Source organism: Winogradskyella sp. PG-2, assembly GCF_000828715.1.
In the GTDB taxonomy this organism is placed as follows: Bacteria; Bacteroidota; Bacteroidia; order Flavobacteriales; family Flavobacteriaceae; genus Winogradskyella.
In genome coordinates this window covers 1,020,157-1,043,336 of record NZ_AP014583.1, presented here as the reverse complement: position 1 = coordinate 1,043,336, position 23,180 = coordinate 1,020,157, and the positions used below count along the sequence as shown (strand labels likewise).

Genomic DNA, 23,180 nt, shown 5'->3' with positions numbered 1-23,180 from the left:
AAACCTATTTCTAAACCCTAAAAACGGTCTAGATTATTTGTTCAAAAGCAAGGAGTATTTTGTCAAAGTGAAGAAAATGACAATCATTATTTTTTTAAAACAATAATATAATATTGAATTTCAGTTATTTACGAAATTCGGTTGGGCTTTGTTTAAATTCCTCTTTAAAGGATTTACTAAACCAGTTGGGATCATTAAACCCTGTACTGTATGCTATTTCTGAAATAGATAATTCTGAAGATTTTAATAATTCTTTTCCTTTTTCTAATCTAACTCTTCTAATAAATACAGCAGTACTTGTATTAGAAATAGCCTTGAGTTTTCGGTAGAGTTGTGAATCGCTCATTGTTAGAGATATTGCTAATTCAGTAGCACCAAAATTAGAGTTATCAATATTTTGGTGAACAGCATCAATAACCGAATTTAAAAAGATGAGTTTCTTATCTGTTGGTTTTGGCTGTTCTTCTTTTTGCTCAACAATCTTATTTACTGAATAATGTTCTTGTAGTTGTTTTCTTTTAGTAATTAACATTTGCATGCGTAAGCGTAATTCTTCTTTCTGAAAGGGTTTGGTTAAATAAGCATCTGCACCACTTGTTATGCCCTGAAGTTTATCTTCTTGCATTGCCTTAGAGGTGAGCATTATAATTGGAATGTGGTTGGTGTTAGCATTAGCCTGTAATTTCTCTGTAAACTCATAACCATCCATTACAGGCATCATTACATCAGTAATTACAATATCTGGAATACTTTGTTTAGCACATTCTAAGCCAACTTTACCGTCTTTTGCAAAACTGACTTTATAATCTGGTTTAAGGCAAGACGCAATATAATGTGCCATATCAGTATTATCCTCTACTATGAGCACACTGTTAGAATCTTCGTCTACAATAACATCATTTAATTGTGGTACAACAGTGCCAATAGTTATTTGCTGTTCTATTTGGTCAACATCTTTTGTTACTGCTTTGTTGGTTATTGGTAATGTGATATTAAATGTAGTGCCTTTATCTATTTTAGATGTAACAGTAATTTTACCATTGAATAGTTCTACTAATTCTTTGGTTAATGCTAAGCCAATTCCTGTGCCTTGAGATACTTTATGCTCAGTATTTTCAACCTGATAGAATCTGTCAAAAATAAAATGGAGTTCGTCTTCAGCAATACCATAACCTTGGTCGGTGACTTCAATTTGAAGTAGAGGAGAATTTAGTTTATGAAGACTGATGTTTAATTCAGAATCTTCAGGTGAAAACTTTATAGCATTAGAAATAAGATTGGTTAAAATCTGCCGGATTTTTTCGGCATCGAAATCCATTATAATTTCATTAGGCTCTGCTTTAAACTTAAGTTCAATCTTTTTATCTGACGCTATGCTTTTAAAACTATCTACAATATGAGATGTAAATACGACAATATCATTATGAATAAAATTAAGGTTAAGCTGTCCTTTTTCAAGCTTAGCTAAGTCTAGCATTTGATTTACCAAATCGAGTAAACTATTGCTATTCTGTTCAATGGTCTCTATAGATGTTTCAACATCATCTTTTTCTGAAAACTGTTCTTTTAAATTATCTAAATAACCTAGAATTATGGTTAACGGCGTTCTAAACTCATGCGTTATGTTAGTGATGAAGCGCGATTTTAAATCGTCTAAATCTTTTAGGCGTTTGGATTCTTGACCTGCGATTTGTCGTTGTAAACTTATTCTATAGAATGCATAGATAATACCTAAGAATAATAACAAATATGATACGTATGCTAAATTACTTTTATACCAAGGTGGAAGGACCTTAATTTGTAGTTGTAAAGGTTGAGTATCCCACAAGTCATTTCTAGATCGTCCTTGTATCATTAATGTGTGTTTACCTTTTGGTAGATCCAATAAAGGTATTTCTCTAGTACCTGAAAGACTGTTCCAATCTGTATTATTTAAGGAGTATTCAAATTGGTTATTCTTAGTAGGTCTTAAATCTAAATCAGAAAAGGAAATGTAGCATGGGAAATCTGTATGATTCAGAGTTAGTTCACTGGTTTCTGTGATGCTCTTAGAAATTATTTGATCATGAGTTATAGGAGTTATAATCTCATCCTTAATTCTTAATGAAGTAAAAGTCAAGTTACCAGGTTGATCAAGTTTAGGCACTTCGTTTGGGTCAAAAATATTAAACCCACTAATACCACCTACATATATTTCATTCGTTAAGTCATTATACATATATGCTCCTAAATTAAATTCTGAGCTTTGAATACCGTCCTCTTGATCGTAGTTGGTGAATACTTCAGTGGTTTTATTAAATCTAAAGAGCCCACCATTTGTAGTTAGCCAGAGATCGTTATTAATATCTTCTGTTATGCTGTAAACAAAGGTGTTTGATAATCCATCTTCTTTTGTATACCGTCTAAACGTTTCAGTACTGGTATCAAACTTGTTGAAGCCATCTTGTGTAGCGACCCATAATGCGCCTTGTTTATCGTGCCATGTATGGAGTGTTGTATTACTGCTTAATGTTGAGGTATCTTTGTTATCACTATAGAAATTGGTAAATTTTGGACTCTCATAGTTATTCCCTTCAAACTGTAATTTATTAAGACCCTCTTCAGATGTAATCCAATAATTTAGATCACTGTCTTGCGACATATTATAGTTAAAATTTGAACTTATAGAATTACCATTATCATTTACCTTATAATTTTTGAAACTGAATTTACCAGATTTTACATCACCAATAAATCTATTAATTCCACCACCATAAGTCATTACCCAAACTGTACCCTTGTGATCAATATGTACACCTCTTGTGGCATCTGAACTTAAAGAGCTTGGATCTCTAATATCATGAAAAAAGCTCTTCACTTTTGGTGTTCGTGGATTAAAATTGTTAAGATCAATTACCGACGCTCCTTTGATAGTGCCAACCCATAAAAAGTTATTGTGATCTATTGCCATTGCTCTAATGACATTAAAAGCTAGTGCATTCTCTGTATTTTCTTTGGTTATTGCAGTGACTTTTCCATTTGAATCTATACAATTGATACCTTTTCTTGTACCCACAAAAACATAATCTTCATTTTTGGCAAACGATAGGATAAATGCATTATTTAAAACAATTTCTGAATTTGTATTAATCTTCTTAAAGACAGGTTCTGCTAGTGCAACAACATCTAGGTTATTAGTCCCAATCCAAAGTAATTCGCCATCTGTAAAAGTATCGTAAACACGATTTGAAGTAATGGAATTTTCATGATCTTGTTCTCCAAAATAGGCAGTTACATGGTCAAATTCATTTAAGTTAGTATTAAATTTGGATGCAATAAAAAGACCATCAAAAGTTCCAATGTAATAGGATTGGTTGTAATAATCGATGGATGATACATTCAACTTTTCAACTTTCCCCATTTGTATTTTTAACAGGTGCTTATCTTTTAAATTATAAGTCCAAAGTCCGATGGTTGTTCCTATCCAAATATTCTCATTATTAGCATAAAGGGTGTTAATTCCTCCAATAGATTGATTGAGCTTTATCTCATTGAATGCTATTTTCTCATTTTCAATATTATTTGAAACAAAAAGCCGGCCTTCTTCAGTTCCAATAAAGAGTTTGTTATTCGTTATGAAAGTTGTATTGAATTGAAATTTCTTCCCATTAATTTCAGTAATTCTTTTAACATTATAATTGGTTTGTTCAGTATCAAAGATATAGATGCCCTCATTTAATATTGTAGCTACTACAATACCATTTGAAGCTCTAGATAAACTACTACAATTACCTTTTTTAATAGGGTTTGGTTTAAAAGTATTGGTGCTAGTTTCATAAATGCTTATGCCATTATCATTAGTTCCAATCCAGATGTTACCCTTCTTATCTTCAACAAGTGAATTAATAAAATTCCCTGAAATACTTAAGCTATCTTTTTTCTCATTTTTATAAACCGTGAAAGAAGTACCATCAAAACGGTTTAACCCATCTTGTGTTCCAAGCCATAGAAAACCTTTAGAATCTTTTAAAATAGTTCGGATTGTTTCTTGGGATAAGCCCTCATCTAATCCATAATGAAAAAAGGTGAAATTTTGAGCTTCTACAAATGCAAGTCTTAAAACTATAACTAATATTAAAAGAAAATAGTTACGCTTCATTCAATTTTTTGATGGTTAGTTTTATTAAAAATACAATAAAATTCTTTTTCGTGAAAAAGATGATATTACACTTACGACATGATTTTTTTAATAGTTATAACTACTTTTCAATAAAAATTCAAAAACGTATTTTTGGATTTCAAAAATTAATAATAATGAGCATATTTTCAATTGCGATACATGGTGGCGCAGGAACCCTCGTAAAAGGCCTTATGACAAAAGAATTAGAAGCTCAATATAGAGACGCTTTAAAAGTTGCAAGAGAAGCAGGTTATAATGTGTTAAAAGATGGTGGTTCAGCGATAGATGCTGTTGAAACTTCAGTTAGATTTTTAGAGGATTCCCCTTTGTTTAATGCAGGTAAAGGCTCGGTTTTTACGGCTGAAGGCACGCATGAAATGGATGCAGCTATCATGGAAGGAGAAAACCTAGAAGCAGGAGCGGTTTCTTTAATTACAGGGATTAAAAACCCTATAGCTTTAGCTAGAGATGTGATGGATAAAAGTTACCATGTGTTTTTAGCAGGTGAGGGTGCTATGAAGTTTGCAGAAGATCAAGGGTATGAAGTTGAATCTCCTAATTATTTTTATGATGAAATACGATATAAACAATGGCAAGGGATAAAAGATAGTGACAATTTTCAGTTAGATCACAGTGTAAAAAAAGATGGGAAATTTGGAACGGTTGGTGCTGTTGCTTGTGATCAAAACGGCAATATTGCTGCTGCAACATCTACTGGAGGTATGACCAATAAAAAATGGGGCAGAGTAGGAGATTCACCTATGATTGGTGCAGGTAATTATGCCAATAATAAAACGTGTGCAGTAAGTTGTACAGGAAGCGGAGAATTTTTTATAAGAGGTGTCGTAGCTTATGATGTATCTTGTTTAATGGAATTTAGAGACTTGTCTTTAGAAGATGCAGCAGACGAAGTTATCAATAAACGCATCCTAGAAATAAAAGGCGATGGTGGTTTAATTGCTGTTGATGCTAAAGGTAATATTGCAATGCCTTTTAATACAGAGGGTATGTATCGTGCTTGTAAATCTTCAAACGGAAGAGAAGAAATTTCAATTTATAAATAGTGGAGGTTAAGTATTTAGGAGATACAGATTTTGATGTTATCATGGAATGTTTTCTTTCTGCATTCGAAAACTACTTCGTTAAAATGCCAATAGACCATGATTTTTATAGAGAACGTTGGGAAGCCGCTGGTGTACAATACAATTTATCTTATGGTATGTTTGATGGTGACAAATTAGTTGGATTTATAATCAATGCAATAGATAATAGACCAGGCTATTTAACAGCTTATAATTCTGGTACAGGAGTGATTCCTAAATATAGAGGACAACGCATCGTAAAGTCTATTTACGATTATGCCATACCAGAATTACTTAAAAACGGAATCACTAAATGTCAGCTTGAAGTTATTACTGAAAATGAAAAGGCCATTAAATCTTATGAAGGTATTGGGTTTAAAAAATGTAAACATTACAAATGTTTTAAAGGAGAGATTACTCTTAACTTACAATCTGATTTTGATTTAAAGAAAGTTTCATACAATGATATGAATTGGGAAGTATTGCCAAATCAAAATTTATATTCTTGGGATAATCAAAAAGAGAGTTTAGCGAAAGCGAATTTTGAGTATTACCAAGTAGGTGTAGAGGGTAAAATACAATCGTATTTTATAATGAATTCTGAAACTGGCTATATTGCTCAACTCGAAGTTTTTAAAGACTCACCTTTACAGTGGTTAAGTCTATTTTCAGCAATACAATCCATAAATAAGGACGTTAGAATTAATAATATTGACGACAGTTTAACCAGTAAAATTAATACTGTAACATCTGCTGGTTTAAAAAACACAGTTAATCAATATGAAATGGAATTATATCTTAAATAAAAGGTTCTTCAATAGGTAATACTTCAACCTTTTTCTTTTTAATATTAAAGAGATCACCATTAGACAAGATGTGCGTTCTTAAGTTGGTTAAAGACATAGGTGTACCTTCTTTCAAAATATTGTGGTTATTATGTTTAATCTTTCTGCCATCAAAAACGATGACCATCCCAGAGCCAATAACTTCGAAACTATTATTTTTTATAATCAAGCCTGTATCTTCAGCTAATCCTAATCCAATAAGTTTTGGAAATTGCGCAATAGCTTCAGAGATACGTCCAAAACGCCCACGTTTAATAAAGTGTGTATCTATAATTAACTCAGGAATTAAACTTAGTCCTTTATACATTTTTACAGCACCTTTAATAAACGACTCAGATGCGCTTCCACCAGCAATCATTTCATTAGCCATTGCCATGGCACCAGCACTTGTACCAGCAATTACAAAGCCTTTTTCATTTTTATAGCGCTCAACTAAAATGTTGTGAATTGTTGTACCTCCTATTTTATTAGCGATTTTAGACTGGTCACCACCTGAGAACATAACACAATCAGCATTTTTAATAAGATGAATAGCGCGCTCAGTTTCAGAATCTTCCTTAGAACGAATATCTAAGACCTCAATATTTTTGCAACCGAGTGTAGAAAAAGCCGTTAGATAGTTTTCACCAACTTCAACAGGAATACTAGATGCTGTAGGTATCACAACAATATTTGCATCAATACCACCAGCTTCTCTTACCACATGAAATAAAATACCTTCATCAATAAATTCAAGAGTATACAATTCATCTGCTTCAATACCCTTGTCTTCATTACCGCCAATTGGGATTAAAGTTCCCTTTATCTTCTGCATAAATTAAGTCTAAAATATTGCGCAAAAATACGTCAAATTTTCAATTGAAAAGTGCTATATTTATAATCTTTCTCTATCAAAAACTAACTATTATTAAAAAATCAGCCATATGGATATAAGAAGTATTAATGCAATGCGAGGACCAAATTATTGGTCTGTAAGAAGACATAAGTTAATCGTCATGGTTTTAGATCTTCAAGAGATGGAAGAGTTTCCTTCTAATAAAATTGATGGATTTCCAGAACGTTTAAAAGCCATGTTTCCGAGTATGTATTCTCATCGTTGTTCTGAAGGTTGTGAAGGTGGATTTTTTATGCGTGTTGATGATGGAACATGGATGGGTCATGTTATAGAACATATTGCTCTAGAGATTCAGACACTTGCAGGTATGGATACAGGCTTTGGTAGAACGCGAGGTTTTGGTGAAGAAGGGGTGTACAATGTAGTGTTTTCGTATATGGAAGAATCTGTTGGGCGTTTTGCAGCAAAGTCGGCAGTACGTATTTGTGAAGCTTTAATAGCAGGTGAAGATTATGACTTAGAAGAAGATATACAAGAGATGAGAGAGCTTCGAGAAGCAGATCGTCTTGGGCCAAGCACAGGTTCTATTGTTGCAGAGGCAGAAGCGCGAGGAATTCCTTGGATTAGATTAAACAAATATTCACTTTGTCAATTAGGTTATGGAGCAAATCAGAAGCGCATTCAAGCTACTGTAACGAGCGAAACCAGCAGTATAGGTGTTGAATTGGCTTGTGATAAAGAGGATACAAAGTATTTATTAGAGCAAGCTGAGGTGGAAGTACCACGTGGTGATATTATTCGTCACGAACGTAGTTTAAAAGAAGCCTGTCGTTATGTTGGTTTTCCGCTGGTAATAAAACCAATTGATGGTAATCATGGACGTGGAATTACAGTAGATATACAAAACTATGATGATGCTTTAGTTGCTTTTCATCATGCAAAGGAAAGTTCGCGAAGTGGAGCTATTATAGTAGAAAAATTTATAGTTGGTGAAGATTATAGATTGTTAGTTATTAATAATCAATTAGTAGCAGGAGCCATTAGAACTCCAGCACACGTTATTGGAGATGGTAAGTCAACTGTGCAAGAACTGATAGATGAAGTTAATAGTGATCCACGTCGTGGATTTGGACATGAAAATGTTTTAACTAAGATTACGACTAATGAGCTCACACAAAAATTAATAAAAGATGCTGGATATACTTTAGAATCTGTTATTATTGAAGGTGAAAGACTGATTTTAAAAGATACAGCAAATTTAAGTACAGGAGGAACTGCTGAAGATATTACAGATATTATACATCCTGCAAATGTGAGTATGGCAGAACGCATTTCTAAAATTATAGATTTAGATATCTGTGGAATAGACATTATGACGACAGATATTTCAAAACCATTATCTGAAACTCGTGGAGCTGTTTTAGAAGTTAATGCTGGTCCAGGGTTTAGAATGCACTTAGCACCAACATCTGGATTACCAAGAAACGTTGCTGCTCCAGTAATTGATAAATTATTTCCAATAAAAGGAGACACTGGGAGAATTCCTATTATAGCAACTTCTGGAACCAATGGAAAAACAACAACAACTAGGTTGATTGCTCACATTGCTAAAATGAAAGGCTATCGAGTTGGTTATACTACTAGTGATGGTGTATATATTCAAAACAGGCTCTTAATGACAGGAGATTGTACGGGTCCTGCAAGTTCAGAATTTGTGCTTAAAGACCCTACAGTAAACTTTGCCGTTTTAGAATGTGCAAGAGGTGGGCTATTGCGAGCAGGATTAGGTTTTAAAAAATGTGATGTTGCTGTTGTTACTAATGTAGCTGCTGATCATTTAGGACTAAAAGGGATTCATACAATAGAGCAATTGGCTAAGGTTAAAGCAGTGGTTCCAGAAACTGTATTACCAGATGGCTATGCTATTTTAAATGCTGATGATGATTTGGTATATGATATGCGACGCAATTTAGATTGTAATGTAGCTTTATTTTCTATGGATGAGAATAATCCTAGAATTAAAGCTCTACAGCGCTTAAATGGTATTACAGCAGTTTATGAGAATGGCTTTGTTACAATTTGTAGAGGTGAATGGAAAATGCGCTTAATGAAAGTAGAAAATATTCCTTTGACTTATGGTGGAAAGGCAAAGTTTATGATTCAGAATGTATTGGCTGCGGTTCTTGCTGCTCATGTTCAAGGCATTAGTATTGAAGATATGAAGGCAGGTTTAGAGACTTTTATTCCATCAGCTTCTCAAACACCAGGACGATTAAATTTATTTGAATTCAATGACTTTTCTATTCTATTAGATTATGCACATAATGCTGCTGGAATGAGAGCTTTACAAAAATTCATTGACGAATTAGATGCGACTGTAAAAGTTGGTATTATAGCAGGTATTGGCGATAGACGTGTTGAAGACAATAATGAAATGGGTAGCATAGCTGCAGAGATGTTTGATGAAATTATAATAAGACAAGACAAACGTTTACGTGGAAAAACAGAAGAAGAACTCATTAAAATGCTTAATGACGGTATAAAGTCCAAAGACCCTAACAAGAAAACTACAATTATACCATCTGAAAATGAAGCTATAAAGTATGCAGTTAAAAATGCGGTTAAAGGCTCGTTAATCATATTATGCAGTGATGTTGTACCAGATGCTTTAGATTTAGTAAAAGAATTAAAAGAGAAAGAATCTCGAGGAGAATTGAATCTAGTAGATTAAGATAAGGCACAAAAAAGAGCCGAAACATTTGTTCCGGCTCTTTTTAAATGATTAATAGCACATTAATATTTTATGATTAGCAAAGCTTCTTAGTTTTTACTTTAATCTGTAAACTCTTTCTATAAGCCTTGATACTGATAATTTCGTTACTCTTCTTACGGTTGATTTTTAAAACTTTAGCTTTAGTTTTTGCAGAAATACTTACTTTCTTAATTTCTGGCTTAACCGATTCTTCAGTTTCAACAAGTTCAGTTTCATTCTTAACTACAACATCTTGTTGAGCGAAACCTGCTAGAGACATTGTTAAAAATAATATGATTACTAAACCTTTTTTCATAATTGTTGGAAGCTATATTTGTTTTAACTTCGAAACAAAGAAACGTTAGATATTTAGTTTGAGTGAAAATTTTGGACGAAACAAGGCGATAAATAGACAACTGACATCTGTAAGTTAAAAACATCGATGAAATACATAAAATGAGCTCGTAGCCCTTTAAAAACCTTTTTTTTTCAGGTAAAAAAGCATAAGATTTAGACCAAATGTAGCCGTTTGTCAATAACATCGATAAAATGCACAATATTGTTATAATTTTAGAATATGATACATAGTGAAATGACAGATTATAGAGATAACCCTTATTTCAATTTGTTTTCTAAGCAGAAAGCGAATCAATATACTATAGGTAAAAGCACATATAATCAAAGGATTAAAAAGCTAAATGTACTTCAAAGAGCTGTAGAAGTAACCTATAGAGAACATATAAAAGAAGCTCTACAAAAGGATTTAAGTAAACCAGTTGTTGAAACAGAACTTTCTGAAATCTATCAGATTGTAGGTGATATTAAGTTTACGAAAACTTATTTACATCAGTGGATGCGTAAACAAAAAGTAAAAACACCACTATCAATGTTAGGTGCTAGTTCTTACTATTTATATGAATCTAAAGGAGTCTGCTTAATCATTTCGCCATGGAACTTTCCTTTTAACCTTACATTCGGACCTTTAGTATCCGCAATTGCTGCTGGTAATACAGTTATTATTAAACCGTCAGAGATGACACCACATTCATCAGCATTGATGGCTAAGATAATTGCAGATGTATTTAAAGAAGATGAGGTCGCATTAGTTGAAGGTGAAGTTGAAGCTTCTACACAATTATTAAAATTACCTTTTAATCATATCTTTTTTACAGGCTCACCAAATGTTGGTAAAATTATTATGTCTGCTGCTACTAAGCATTTAACATCTGTGACTTTAGAGCTTGGAGGTAAATCTCCAACTATTATTGATAAGACAGCAAACATAGATATGGCAGCAAAAAAGATTGTCTGGGGAAAATACCTCAATGCAGGACAAATATGCGTAGCACCAGATTATGTTCTCATAGATGAGAGTATTGAAACAGATTTTATTAATGCTTGCAAAAAATGGATAAAAAAATTCTACTCAGAACAACCAGAGAATTCAAGGTCTTTTGCCAGAATTGTTACAGACAAACATTTTAATCGTTTAAAATCTCATATAGAAAATGCTAAAAGCCTTAATGCTAAATTTGAAGTTGGAGGTGAGTTAGATGCAGAGTCAAAGTATATAGCGCCAACTTTAGTATCTCATTTAAAAGAAGATGCAACATTATTACAAGATGAAATTTTTGGACCTATTTTACCAATAGTTACCTATAAAAATTTGAATGAAGCCATAAGTTACATTAATGCTAAAGAAAGACCTTTAGCATTGTATATTTATAGTAAAAGCAAATCTAATATTAAAAAAGTAATAGCGCATACTAGAGCTGGTGGCACTTGTATTAATAATAATGTCATTCATTATGCTAACCATAACTTACCATTTGGGGGTACTAATAATAGTGGTATTGGCAAGAGTCATGGTTTTTTTGGTTTTGAAGCGTTTAGTAATAAACGTGCTATAGTAAAACAACATACCTTTGGAATTAGTGAGTATTTGTTTCCACCTTATGAAAGTGTAAAGGAGAAGTTAGCAAGATTAACCGTAAAGTGGTTTTAAAAATAAAAAAGCCGCTCCCTACAGCGACTTTTCTATTAAAGAATAATTGAATACAAGTATTATTATTTAGTTATCAATTACTCTTTTTTCTTTAGTGTTATTTTCTAATGTAAGTAAACGTGCTTTTAATTGTTCTAATTTATTGAGCTTAACTTTTAGAATAGCATTTTCTTCTTTTAGTATATTCACTTCTTGTTTAAGCTTTTTTATTGCTTTTATAGCAGTTACACCAAAACCAGAGTAGTTCATGTGATATACATCACTTTCTGTGATATAAGTCACTAACTCAGGATAGATTTGCTCAACGTCTTGTGCTATTAAACCTAAGCTATGTTTATCATCAGTTTGCGTTTTGTAGAGATAACTTAAGGTTTCTAAATTCATAAAATTTTTCCATGAAAAAGGTAACGGCTTAAAGTCTTTTTTTAAGCGTCTATCTGAGGTTGCTGAATATACACCAGTAACGTTATTAAAATTACCACGAGGTGCGGCTCCTCCAGATGTACTATATATGAATAAATTACCAGTGGCATTGCTGGAAAACATGCGCCACCAATTATTATTGGCACCTTGGTTTTGTATTTTTAAACCAGCCGATGCAGCAGTATCATCGTGATATAGATGAAGATCAGTATCAGGATTACCACCTATACCAACTCTCCCTAATGTGTATATATTGTTATTGATATCATTTGATGGTGTTGTTGTGGATGTTTCATACCAATCTGCGTCGTTAGAATTTAAAGATGATAAATCTACCACTTCAGATGTGCCACCTTCTATCGCAATAGTTAGATTTGTACCAGATAAACCAGAGCCTTGTATGTTTTGGTTGTCGTTATCGTTGGGAATAGCTCCAATTAATGTTCCAGCTGCATTAACACCTGTTACAAATTGTCCAGCAGGAAGCGATTGGTTGCTTAAAGTAAAATCGGTACCATCATAGGTTGTGTTTGTGTCTGTAAATAGTGTAGACGCATTTACAAAACTTACGTTATCTGCCCCATCTGTAGCCATGATTTGGTTGGCTGTACCATCTGTTAATGGCATATTGTATGCATCGTTTATGTTCATGAGGCCGCTTTTAAATATAGTTAAAGCGTTACTTCGATTAGAATCATCACTACCATTACCTATGCTAAATACTCTATCAGTAGCGTTATTCATTACTGTATAATTATTATTGTAATAACCGATACTAGTTTCAGCATATGAAGGCGCTACTGTGCCTTCTCCTAAAGCCGTTGAATAATCACCTGTAGCATCTGTAAAATATCCAGTTGCAAAAGAATTAGAGCCTGATGCTACAATCCCTGTTCCTATTGCAGTGGAATTAGAACCTATAGCGTTTGCACTAAAACCTATGGCTGCTGCATAAGTTCCAGTAGCTTGAGAGTAAAATCCTATTGCTGTAGAATAATCCCCAGAGGCTGTAGTACTTGATCACATTGCTACAGAATAGTCTCCAATATTACCATCATCCCATTCATTATTATCGATTTGACCTGCTCTAAATGCTGCTTTTTTAGGGTTAAAGAACATTCGTGTTCCAGCTCCAGAAATTAATACATCATCTCCAGTGCTAAAGGTTCCTGTTACTAATAGACCATCTTCACCAGCAATAGTTAGTGTGCCATCTGTGGCGTTAATAGTTCTTCCAATTCCCGATCCACCTTCGTCATAAGCTTCATCTAAAGTATTTTTACCGCCAGTTCCAATAGCAACCCAAATAGTACCATTATAGAAATAAAATCCAGGGGTATTATCGGTTTGATAGATTAAAAGATCTGTTGCAGGTGAGGTAATGTTATCTTTATCTGTTTGTGCCATACGAGGTACAAGTATTCCGCCTTCAATGGAGGTGATATCTAAAACAGAACTAGCATCGGGTGATGTAGTTCCTATACTAACTTGTGCCCATAAACTTTGCCCTAATAAAAATAAGATAATGATGAATATGCCCTATACATAGTTTTTTATGGCATTTTTACTATGATGATTTTTGTTGTTGTAAGGGTTTGAGGTATCCATGATTTTGTGTAAAAATTAATAGCAAAATCAAAGTATTTATAACTTATGTATTGGGTTATTATTTTTAGTGAATGGATAGGTTTTTTTAGTGAATAAAAAAGAAAATATTTATAAATATTGTAATTTATGTTGCACGAGATCTTTATTTGAGTTGCTTATTGGAATCGCTATTTTTTTAATAAAATGTGTATTTCTTCTTATGGAGTCTATTTGTTTTAGATTTACCCAATACGAGCGATGGGTTTGTATAAAGATGTCTTTTCTAATTGCTCAGACATGTGTTTTAGAGTATGTGGTACTAAATGCCATTTGGTAGTTGTATAGACATAGCAATAATTATCGAAGGCCTTTAAATACAATATGCTATCTTGGTCTATCTTATAGGTTCTACCTTCAGATTTTAAAGTAAAATATTTTATATTTTGGGCATTGTAATTGTGCCAAGCTAATTCTAAATTACTCCTTAAGCCTTCTTCAGTAAAAGGCTTGGTTATATAACCCAATGGATTAGTTAGTTTTACACGATTAATAGTTTTTGTGTCTGTTTGCGATGTTAAAAATAAATAAGGTAATTTCTGCTTATCTAACTCTAAAGCTAAATCAATACCGTCTTTAGAACCTTGTTGCTTAATATCTATAACAATTACATCTGGTTTTAAGATATTGATATCCCTTAAAGCTGAAGTATAATCTTCAGCATCCCCTTTTACAGTATAGCCTTGCTTTATTAAAGCAGTTTCTATAGTAGATGCAATTAAAAACTCATCTTCTACAATATATATACTTGGCTTTTTCAAACGTATCTAGGGTAGAATATTAAATTTAGAAATACTTAAGATAACTTGGGTGCCTTCCTTTAGTTTAGAATTATAATTTAAGGACGCCTTAAGTTGTTTAGACAAACCTTTCATTAAGCTAATACCAAAAGAACTTTGTTTTATATCGCCTTCAAAACCTTTACCATTATCAATGACTTTGAGTACTAATTTGTCATCCGCTTTAGAAAAATTGACATCTATTGTATTGTCTTTTTTAAGACCAGTAAAAGCATGTTTCATTGTATTGATAATTAATTCGTTTAAAATTAAACCCAAAGGCGTTATGGTTTCAATATCCAAAACAATAGGTTCTATATTAAGATTATAGCTTATGGGTTGACCTTGTGATCCATGACTCTCAAAAATATCTTTGACCAAATCGCTAATGTTTTCTTTAGAGTTTATACCAATTAAGTCATATTCTTTGTACAATTTTTGATGCACTAATACCATAGATCTTACACGGTTTTCGGTTTCTTTTATAGCTAATTTTGCATTTTTATCCGTCATATTCTCAGATTGTAAGTATAATAAGCTGGATACAATTTGAAAACTGTTTTTCACACGATGATGTACTTCTTTTAATAAAACGTTTTTTTCGTCGATGGTGCGTTCTAAGATCGCATTTTGGTTATTTAATTTTTTGTTTTTTTCTTTATTTTTACAGAAAAAATAGGCGATTAAGCCAACCAAAAGAAGACCCAAGCCAGCTATGATTAAGAACAAGTTTTTCTTTTGCTTTTCTTTTTCTTTTTCGAGTGTTAGGAGTTCTAATTGTGCTTCTTTTTTTTCGGTTTCATACTTTACCTTAGAACCTGCAATTTTTGTAAGCATTTGTTCGGTTCTGAGAGAATCAATGAGTTTTTTTTGTGTTTCAAAAACATCGTAAGCACTTTTGTAATCTTTATTTAAATAATGTGCTTTTTTTAGTAATGAATAATTTAATAATTTACCAATTGTAGGTAGTTGTTTATCGGATCCTAAAAGTTTTTCTAAATAAAAGATAGCGTCATCATATTTACCTGTTTTAATCAATCCATCAGAAAGTATATTAATGAGGTAACGCTGATTAATGGTTATTGTAAAGTCTTGAGGGGATAAGTTGACTATTTTTTTAAGCTCTTGTGCTTGTTCTTCAGTATTTTCGAAATTTAAAAAACTAGAAATGGATACATGTTTTTCAGGATTACTAAACCCATCTCTCCTTAAATAATGTTTTTTGAGCTTCTGTGCATAATAGGCATGCTTACCATAATTTTTTGTATGCTTAAAATGATTAGTGACATAGGCTAGTACAAACCCATTTTGCTTATCGTCTGGATAATCTTCTCAGCTTTCAACAGCTTTTTCATATAAGAAATCTCGTTGTTCAAAATTGCCAAGAAGTGTTTCAATATCAACTTTTCTCAAGTAAACGGTATTTAACTTATTACCTAATATGTCTTTATTTTTTAGTACAATTTTTTCGGCCTCATTAACATAAAAAAGTGCCGAATCTGCTGATTTAATTGATGAAAATCCATAAGATTTTATTTGAGTGTATTCGAATATAATTTTAGGATAATTATATCTTTTTGCAAGTTTTAAGCCTATGCTATTAATTTTTAGGCCTTCTTTAAACCTACTAGTTCTATAGAGATAACTTACATATTTGTTATAAAATGATAACGTGATTTTTGGCTTTCCACTAGAAATCGAATCTAAGTATTGGTATAGTTGAAGCGCATTGTCTTGCCTACCAATTTTATCTCCAAGTTTTAAAAATTCTTTTTCAAATTCACCATTATTGTTGTTTTGGTAATTGTTAACCAAACTATCTATATAATGTCTGTTTACCTCTTGAGAATAAGCAATATTTGAAAAAAACAAAATAATAAGAAGATATCTCAAAAGCTTAATATTTGATTAGCACACATCACTAAAGTAATGATTTACATATTATAACTACTATTTAAAAAAGAAAAAAGCCGCTCCCTACAGCGACTTTTTATCTTTATGTTATAATCTAATTATGACTAGATTAATAGCAATGTAAAGTTAAGTTTATGAGATGTTATAATCTATTTTATTTAGTGAATGGCTTTATTTATTTAGTGAACAGAAGATAGATGGCAATATGTGATTACGATAAAAACAAAAAAGCCGCTCCCTACAACGGCCTTTTTCTTAAAACACAATTGTTTTTAAAAAAAGCAATTACCTCTATACTAATTTAATTATAACTTATTTGTTTTTGCATAAGTATCATTGGTATTTATTGCACTTTTACTATTAGTGTTATTTTATAAAGTAAGTAAACGTGCTTCTAGGTTATATTTTTAACATTTTATAGCCTTTAGGCTAATAATAGTATTTATCGGTTTCAAAACATAAACTGTCCCGGCAATTTTCTAATATATAGAATTTGGTAATTGCTTTGTCCACTATAGAGTAAGACTCTTTGTAATAACACATTTAAGCATTATTAGGAATCTACTTTAAACTTTTTAAAAATATTCATCAAGGGTGTTAAGAGCTTTAATTAGAGGTTAATTCCTTAAAGTTCACGAATTTTCTGTTTTATTAAAATAATCAGATTGAATTTGCGCATTGACTCCATCTTCAAATTTAGTCATGCTAAACCATTGATGTACAGAGTAACTTCCAGTTTCCCCTTTTTTATTTACAGCAATATAACCGACTTGAAAATCTTTGTAATTACTGTTAGGTTTATTAACAATTCTGCCAATAGCTTCTTCACAAGCGTCTTGTGGTGATTTGCCTTGACGCATCAATTCTACGACTAAAAAACTACCAACAGTCTTTACCACCTCTTCTCCTAAACCTGTAGCTACTGCAGCACCTACCTCATTATCTACAAATAAACCTGAACCAATGATTGGTGAATCTCCAACACGCCCTCCCATTTTATAAGCTAATCCACTTGTGGTACATGCGCCTGAAATATCACCATTTTTATCTATGGCAAGCATACCAATAGTGTCGTGATTTTCTATATTGATAATAGGTTTGTATTTGGCTTCAACTTTCCATTTTTCCCATGCTTCTTTTGAAGCTTCTGTTAATAAATCTTCAGCCTCAAAACCTTGTGAGATGGCATATTGTTTTGCTCCTTCTCCTGCGAGCATCACGTGTGGCGTTTCTTCCATAACTTTTCGTGCTACAGAAACGGCGTGCGTTATATCTTGTAAATAAACGACAGCTCCACAGTTCCCATGCTTATCCATAATACAAGCATCTAAAGTGACGTTACCATCTCTATCTGGTAATCCACCTTTTCCAACAGATTGCCCTTTTTCATTTGCTTCTTCAACCATGCAACCTTGTTCTACTGCATCTAATGCATTTCCGCCAGCTTGTAAAACCTCCATAGCTTTTGCAGTGGCTTCTTTTACATGCCAAGTTGCAATAACTAGTGGTAATGTTGCTTTAGAATCATCATTAGAAATTACCGCAGTAGATTCTGTTTCTTTAGTAGCGTTTTCATTACATCCTACTAATGCACTACCTAACAATAATCCTGCTCCTGTTAATGCCGTATTTTTTATAAATTTTCTACGATTCATTACTTTTTAATTTTAATATTCTACTTCTTGTTTATCTAAGACTGTTTTAGTTCTGAAGGCATAAAACAATAAATAAGCAAAACAAGCTACAGCTATCCAATATGAAGATTGGATGTTAAATACATCAGCTAACTTTCCTTGTACAGGCGGAATTATTGCTCCACCTAAAATCATCATAATTAAAAATGCTGATCCTTGAGATGTATATTTTCCGAGTCCAGCGATACTTAAAGTAAAAATACATGGCCACATAATTGAGCAGAATAGTCCACCTGATAAAAACGCAAATAATGCGACATTTCCTGAGGCGAATAATCCAATGAGCATTCCAATGATTCCTAATAAACTAAAAACCTTAAGCGTTTTAACAGGTTTATCTTTTGCTAAGAAAAATCCACCAATCTGAACGGCAATACAAACCGCAAAGAATAAAATTTCACTTTTTGTAAATGTTATTTCAAACGTATTTACCACTGAGTTTACAAATATTATCACTGCAAATGCTATATAGGGTACAATAATTAGTAGCGCCTTTTTTAATCCTTTACTAGGATTAAAAACAGTGATGGCACCAACCCAACGACCAATCATTAAACCTCCCCAATACAATGAAATATATTTCCCGATTTCAGAATCGTTTAGAATCGTAAGTCCTAAAGCATTTAAATTAGTATCTCCTTCGGCTTGTTTTAAAAGTTCACCTAAATTACTTCCAATGGTAACTTCAACACCTACATACATAAATATAGCAAGCATGCCTAAAACCAATTGCGGATACTTCATAGCTCCCCAACCTTCTGGTTTTTTTGAAGCACTTGTGTAAGCAAAACTTACAGCAATAATTACAGCAATTAATGCAATAAATAAGAGCAATAATCTAGTATTTTCTAATTCTTCTGTTGTTTCAGTTAATCCAATGTATGAGCTAATTACATAACCAATACAACCAAAAACTATTATTGATAATATAATCAATAAATTACGTGCTTTGTTTGCAGGCTCAAAGGGTTTTTCCGATTTCAGAGCTGGTAATTTCTTTGAAAAATTAAATAAAGCAGCAGCTGCTAAAAATAAAACGCCAACACCTAAGTAAAGTCCTTGGACAGTGACTAGAGTAATTTCATTATTGGTAATCATCTGAGATAACTCATCAGTACTCCAGGTGGCTGAACCAAATATCACTAAACTCACTACAATTGGCCCTATAGTTGTACCAAATGAATTTATACCACCTGTTAAGTTAAGTCGATGTGAACCTGTTTTAGGATCACCAATAGCAATTGTGAATGGGTTTGCGGCAGTTTGCTGTAATGAAAACCCTAAGCCAACTATAAAGAGCGCCATTAATACAAAGTAGAAAACTCCGGTCTGACCTTGTTCTGCTCCTGCTGTTGCAGGATACATCACAAAAGCACCAACAGCGGATAATAAAAGTCCGTAAACAATACCATTTTTATATCCCCAATTATTGAGGATATCCTTTTTAATCGAACCAGATAAAATGAATAAAAGTAAGGCACCAATATAATAAGCACCATAAAAGGCAAAATCTACAAGTTGCGATTGAAATTGGTCAATATTAAAATACGTTTTACAAAAAGGGATAAAGACGCCATTAGACGCTGCTATAAATCCCCAGAAAAAGAACACTGTACAAAGCGTAGCTAGTGCAGATTTGTTGTTTTGATTACTCATTTAATAGTGTTGTTAGTTAGTTTTTATTTTATCGAAATCTCATCTACAAAGATCCAGCTTTTGCCATCCATCGGATAACCAACATGCCATTCTGGTAAATTACCAAGTTTTTTTGCTATAACTTTTACGTATCTGTAATTGGATTTTGGCACATTCATTTCAACGGTTTCAATGGCTATGTTATAATTTTTAGATTTAGTTTCTAAAGTTTTCTTTCCAATCGATTCGAAGTTTCTTCCATCTTTAGACACTAAATATTCTACTTCTGTAGGATGAAAAATCCAAGCTCCTTGATCTCTTAAGAAATTTGTTGAGACAGATGCAATACTTTTTTCTGAACCTAAATCAACAATGGCAACCAAATCTATATTATTATAACCTTGCCAACTACCAGTTCTGTAATTTTTGGTACTTCTTATGCCATCAATTAGAGCATCGTTTCCACCAGCACTGTATTGATTTGCGAATTTACTCTCTAATTTTATGCTGAGATTTGGATCTATTTTGTAAAATGGGGTTGATAATAAAGGGCTTTTTAAGTCTCCTTTTTCTGAATATAGTTTAACCTGAGTATCTTCAGTTATTGTAAATGGTTTTTCATATAATTTAAAATATCCCTTATCTAAAGCGTAGAAAATTTTAGCGTCTGCTTCAGAGGAATTTAAAACAACTTCAGTTGAACCTCTAAAGGTTATATCACCTTTCTCAATATAAGGAGACGGTAAAATGATATGATCTGTAATTTCTGTTTTTGGTTCGTTTCCATTTCTGCTTCCCCAAATTGCAGGATTATCAGTCATATTAAATTCTAAGGTTCCACCATTAATAATATCTTCATGTTTTAGATATGTGACATCTAAATCTTTTCCATTAAGTTTTACGTTTTCAATATAAATATTGGTGTCGCTCAAATTATTAGCAACAATGTTGAATTGTTCGCCATTTTCAAGATTAATCGTCGTTTTATTAAAAAGTGGTGTTCCAATAATGTAATTATTGCTTCCTGGAGTCACAGAATAAAAGCCCATAGAACTCAGCACATACCATGCACTCATTTGCCCACAATCTTCGTTACCTGAAACTCCATCAGGATCATTTTTATAGAGTTCAGTTAAAATCTGATATACTTTTTCTTGAGTTTTATGAGGCTTGTTAACGAAGTTGTAAAGATAAGCCATATGATGACTGGGCTCATTACCATGAGCATATTGGCCAATTAAACCTGTAATATCTGATTGATTACGGCCGGAGGTTTCGGTTTTTGCGCTAAATAACTCATCGAGTTGGGTTTCTAATTTATCTTTCCCGCCAAGTAGGTCTATAAAACCTGAAACATCTTGTGGGACATAAAAACTGTATTGCCAAGAATTGGCTTCAGTATAATTAAAATTCACTTCATAAGGATCAAAAGGTGCAAACCAAGTATTTCTAAAACGACCTCTCATAAATTGACTTTCAGGATCAAATACATTTTTATAGTACTGTGAACGCTTAATGTACGTTTCGTAATCTTCAGTTTTACCCATGTCTTTTGCCATTTGTGCAATAGTCCAATCATCATAGGCATATTCTAAAGTTTTAGAAACAGATTCACTTTCTTCATCTACAGGAATAAAGCCATATTTTTTATAAGCTTCCAGTCCAAATTTGTCTCTCGTTGCAGAATGTTTCATGGCCTTAAATGCCTTTTCTGTATCGTAATTTGTAATTCCTTTTAAATATGCATCAGCTATGACAGGTATCGCATGATAACCAATCATACAGTCTGTATAGTTTCCTGCTAAATCCCACATTGGCATAATGCCACCTTCATCATATTTTGCTAAAAATGTATTTATAAAATCGTTTGTTTTTTCTTGTTCAATGATGGTATAAAGTGGATGTGCAGCTCTATACGTGTCCCAAAGTGAAAAGACCGTGTAGTAATCGAAATCTGCATGATGAATTTGTAAGTCCATACCTCTGTAACGACCATCTACATCTTGATAACGGTTTGGTGCAATCATCGTATGATAAAGAGCTGTATAAAAATTAGTCATTTTGTCTAAGTCTTTACTTTTAATAACAATTTTTTCTAGTTGTTCTTCCCAATACTTTTGCCCTATTTTTTTAACGGTATTAAAATCTTTATTTCCTATTTCTCCTTCTAGATTTTTACGAGCACCATCTATATCTACAGCAGATATTCCTACTTTAATAATTATAGGTTCGTTATTGGGATTAATAAATTTTAAGGACGATCGTCTTGCTTCTGGCATTCCGGTTTTTGGTGGTGACTGTAATACATCGTTAAACGGATGCGAGGTTTTTATCGCAAAGAATATACGTTGGTCTTTTGCCCAAGCTTCAGAATGACGATAGCCAACTATTTCAGTGTCAGAAATTTTATCAATCTTAGCACCTAAGACTTTATCACGATGCACCAAATCTAAAATTACAAATTGATTTTCAGAAGATGGAAATTGATATTTATGGATCCCGCTGCGTGTAGAAACGGTTAATTCTACATCAATATTTGTAGAATCTAAGTGTACTTTATAATAACCAGGTTCTGCAGTTTCATTATCATGAGAAAAATGGGCGCGATACCCTTTTTTGCCATCAGCACCATTATTAAAATTGTGGGTATTAGTTGGCATTAAAAGCACATCTCCATAATCGCTAATACCTGTACCACTGAGATGTGTATGCGAAAAACCATAAATATATTCGTCACTATAATGATAACCAGAACAACCATCCCAACCTTCTAACCGTGTATCTGGTGAGAGTTGCATCATGCCATAAGGTAGTGTTGCACCAGGATAGGTGTGACCATGACCACCAGTGCCAATAAAAGTGTTTACATAATTTATTAGTGGTTGGTCTTTTTGAGCTTCTTTAATTAGAGGTGAATCTTGACAATTAAAAAGTAGAAGAATTAAAATTAAAACGAAGATTAGTTTAAAGTCCATCAAAAAGATTGATAATTTTTATGCATCTAATATACTAAAAATGCATTTCAAGTTCAGAATTTACGTAAGACTGTAAAGTGATTAATTTCCTCGTCTTTATTAAACGATGATTAGTCGCTTTAAATCCGTCATTGAGCGAGTTTTGCCTTATCATTTATAATAAATTAACGTTTTTTGTGATAACATCAAATTTAACTGAACCATGAAAAATTTTTTTTAATTTTTTTTATATCAATCTTTAGTCTTTGCGCATGTATACCAGAATCAGATATCATCGAAGAAGCTCAGTCTGAGCAACCAAGCTATGATTTAACTGAATTAGAGATACCTAACGATTTTAATTACAAAACAACCGAGGAGATTGAGATTGAGATACAAGTTAGGTCTATTGAAAATCAAGCATTACCAGGGGTAAAAGTAAGTTTCTTTACAGATAAT

General features: G+C 32.6%; 14 protein-coding genes and 2 pseudogenes. 4 read left to right on the top strand and 12 right to left on the bottom strand.

Annotated features, from left to right (window positions below):
- Nucleotides 1-124: 124 nt before the first annotated feature.
- Entirely contained in the window at nucleotides 125-4,138 is a 4,014-nt protein-coding gene (locus tag WPG_RS04595; RefSeq protein WP_045469944.1) for an ATP-binding protein, read from the bottom strand.
- Between the two features lie 155 nt (nucleotides 4,139-4,293).
- On the opposite strand from WPG_RS04595, the gene WPG_RS04590 reads away from it, so the two are divergent.
- Together WPG_RS04590 and WPG_RS04585 are read left to right on the top strand one after the other, a co-directional pair.
- Nucleotides 4,294-5,223 carry an isoaspartyl peptidase/L-asparaginase family protein gene (locus WPG_RS04590; RefSeq protein ID WP_045469941.1) on the top strand — a complete coding sequence of 310 codons (930 nt, stop codon included), beginning with the start codon at nucleotides 4,294-4,296 and terminating at the stop codon, nucleotides 5,221-5,223.
- Nucleotides 5,223-6,047, top strand: coding sequence for a GNAT family N-acetyltransferase (locus tag WPG_RS04585; protein WP_045469938.1), 825 nt, complete (start codon nucleotides 5,223-5,225; stop codon nucleotides 6,045-6,047). The genes WPG_RS04590 and WPG_RS04585 overlap by 1 nt, the downstream gene beginning before the upstream one ends.
- Here the strand turns inward: WPG_RS04585 and WPG_RS04580 are convergent.
- Nucleotides 6,040-6,900: a cyanophycinase gene (locus WPG_RS04580; RefSeq protein ID WP_045469934.1), complete on the bottom strand. Its 861-nt coding sequence runs from the start codon at nucleotides 6,898-6,900 to the stop codon at nucleotides 6,040-6,042. The two genes, WPG_RS04585 and WPG_RS04580, sit on opposite strands and share 8 nt — an antisense overlap.
- Nucleotides 6,901-7,009: 109 nt before the next feature.
- Between WPG_RS04580 and cphA the strand changes: the two genes are divergently transcribed.
- Nucleotides 7,010-9,652, top strand: a complete 2,643-nt coding sequence (gene cphA / locus WPG_RS04575) for a cyanophycin synthetase (protein ID WP_045469931.1) — start codon at nucleotides 7,010-7,012, stop codon at nucleotides 9,650-9,652.
- Nucleotides 9,653-9,728: 76 nt separating this feature from the next.
- Here the strand turns inward: cphA and WPG_RS04570 are convergent, their stop codons facing one another.
- Nucleotides 9,729-9,989, bottom strand: a complete 261-nt coding sequence (locus WPG_RS04570; RefSeq protein WP_045469928.1) for a hypothetical protein — start codon at nucleotides 9,987-9,989, stop codon at nucleotides 9,729-9,731.
- A 261-nt stretch (nucleotides 9,990-10,250) separates the two neighbouring features.
- On the opposite strand from WPG_RS04570, the gene WPG_RS04565 reads away from it, so the two are divergent.
- A complete protein-coding gene (locus WPG_RS04565; RefSeq protein ID WP_045469926.1) occupies nucleotides 10,251-11,678 on the top strand; it encodes an aldehyde dehydrogenase family protein in 1,428 nt (475 codons plus the stop codon).
- 66 nt (nucleotides 11,679-11,744) lie between these two features.
- Here WPG_RS04565 and WPG_RS04560 read toward each other — a convergent pair whose 3' ends face one another.
- The 9 genes and pseudogenes from WPG_RS04560 to WPG_RS04525 form a co-directional block, all read right to left on the bottom strand.
- A complete protein-coding gene (locus tag WPG_RS04560) occupies nucleotides 11,745-12,845 on the bottom strand; it encodes a tail fiber domain-containing protein (protein WP_045469924.1) in 1,101 nt (366 codons plus the stop codon).
- A 75-nt stretch (nucleotides 12,846-12,920) separates the two neighbouring features.
- A pseudogene (locus WPG_RS18940) lies at nucleotides 12,921-13,118 on the bottom strand (hypothetical protein); the annotation flags it as partial.
- A 3-nt stretch (nucleotides 13,119-13,121) separates the two neighbouring features.
- Nucleotides 13,122-13,508, bottom strand: coding sequence for a hypothetical protein (locus WPG_RS04555; RefSeq protein WP_045469921.1), 387 nt, complete (start codon nucleotides 13,506-13,508; stop codon nucleotides 13,122-13,124).
- A 309-nt stretch (nucleotides 13,509-13,817) separates the two neighbouring features.
- Nucleotides 13,818-14,506: pseudogene (locus tag WPG_RS04550) on the bottom strand (LytR/AlgR family response regulator transcription factor).
- A 6-nt stretch (nucleotides 14,507-14,512) separates the two neighbouring features.
- Entirely contained in the window at nucleotides 14,513-15,562 is a 1,050-nt protein-coding gene (locus WPG_RS04545; RefSeq protein WP_045469918.1) for a histidine kinase dimerization/phosphoacceptor domain -containing protein, read from the bottom strand.
- A gap of 294 nt (nucleotides 15,563-15,856) precedes the next feature.
- On the bottom strand, nucleotides 15,857-16,417 hold the full coding sequence (locus WPG_RS04540; RefSeq protein WP_144374412.1) for a hypothetical protein: 561 nt from the start codon (nucleotides 16,415-16,417) through the stop codon (nucleotides 15,857-15,859).
- Between the two features lie 653 nt (nucleotides 16,418-17,070).
- Nucleotides 17,071-18,093 carry a N(4)-(beta-N-acetylglucosaminyl)-L-asparaginase gene (locus WPG_RS04535; RefSeq protein ID WP_045469912.1) on the bottom strand — a complete coding sequence of 341 codons (1,023 nt, stop codon included), beginning with the start codon at nucleotides 18,091-18,093 and terminating at the stop codon, nucleotides 17,071-17,073.
- A gap of 12 nt (nucleotides 18,094-18,105) precedes the next feature.
- Nucleotides 18,106-19,788 (bottom strand): MFS transporter, encoded by a 1,683-nt coding sequence (locus WPG_RS04530; RefSeq protein ID WP_045469909.1) that lies wholly within the window; start codon nucleotides 19,786-19,788, stop codon nucleotides 18,106-18,108.
- Nucleotides 19,789-19,811: 23 nt separating this feature from the next.
- Nucleotides 19,812-22,742, bottom strand: a complete 2,931-nt coding sequence (locus tag WPG_RS04525) for a GH92 family glycosyl hydrolase (RefSeq protein ID WP_045469906.1) — start codon at nucleotides 22,740-22,742, stop codon at nucleotides 19,812-19,814.
- Nucleotides 22,743-23,180 lie beyond the last annotated feature (438 nt).

Excerpts from the sequence above, each read along its gene's own strand:
- WPG_RS04535 (WP_045469912.1), bottom strand. The coding sequence starts at position 18,093 with ATGAATCGTAGAAAATTTATAAAAAATACGGCATTAACAGGAGCAGGA.
- WPG_RS04525 (WP_045469906.1), bottom strand. The coding sequence starts at position 22,742 with ATGGACTTTAAACTAATCTTCGTTTTAATTTTAATTCTTCTACTTTTT.
- cphA (WP_045469931.1), top strand. The coding sequence starts at position 7,010 with ATGGATATAAGAAGTATTAATGCAATGCGAGGACCAAATTATTGGTCT.
- WPG_RS04595 (WP_045469944.1), bottom strand. The coding sequence starts at position 4,138 with ATGAAGCGTAACTATTTTCTTTTAATATTAGTTATAGTTTTAAGACTT.
- WPG_RS04560 (WP_045469924.1), bottom strand. The coding sequence starts at position 12,845 with ATGAATAACGCTACTGATAGAGTATTTAGCATAGGTAATGGTAGTGAT.
- WPG_RS04590 (WP_045469941.1), top strand. The coding sequence starts at position 4,294 with ATGAGCATATTTTCAATTGCGATACATGGTGGCGCAGGAACCCTCGTA.
- WPG_RS04555 (WP_045469921.1), bottom strand. The coding sequence starts at position 13,508 with ATGGCACAAACAGATAAAGATAACATTACCTCACCTGCAACAGATCTT.
- WPG_RS04530 (WP_045469909.1), bottom strand. The coding sequence starts at position 19,788 with ATGAGTAATCAAAACAACAAATCTGCACTAGCTACGCTTTGTACAGTG.
- WPG_RS04580 (WP_045469934.1), bottom strand. The coding sequence starts at position 6,900 with ATGCAGAAGATAAAGGGAACTTTAATCCCAATTGGCGGTAATGAAGAC.
- WPG_RS04570 (WP_045469928.1), bottom strand. The coding sequence starts at position 9,989 with ATGAAAAAAGGTTTAGTAATCATATTATTTTTAACAATGTCTCTAGCA.
- WPG_RS04565 (WP_045469926.1), top strand. The coding sequence starts at position 10,251 with ATGATACATAGTGAAATGACAGATTATAGAGATAACCCTTATTTCAAT.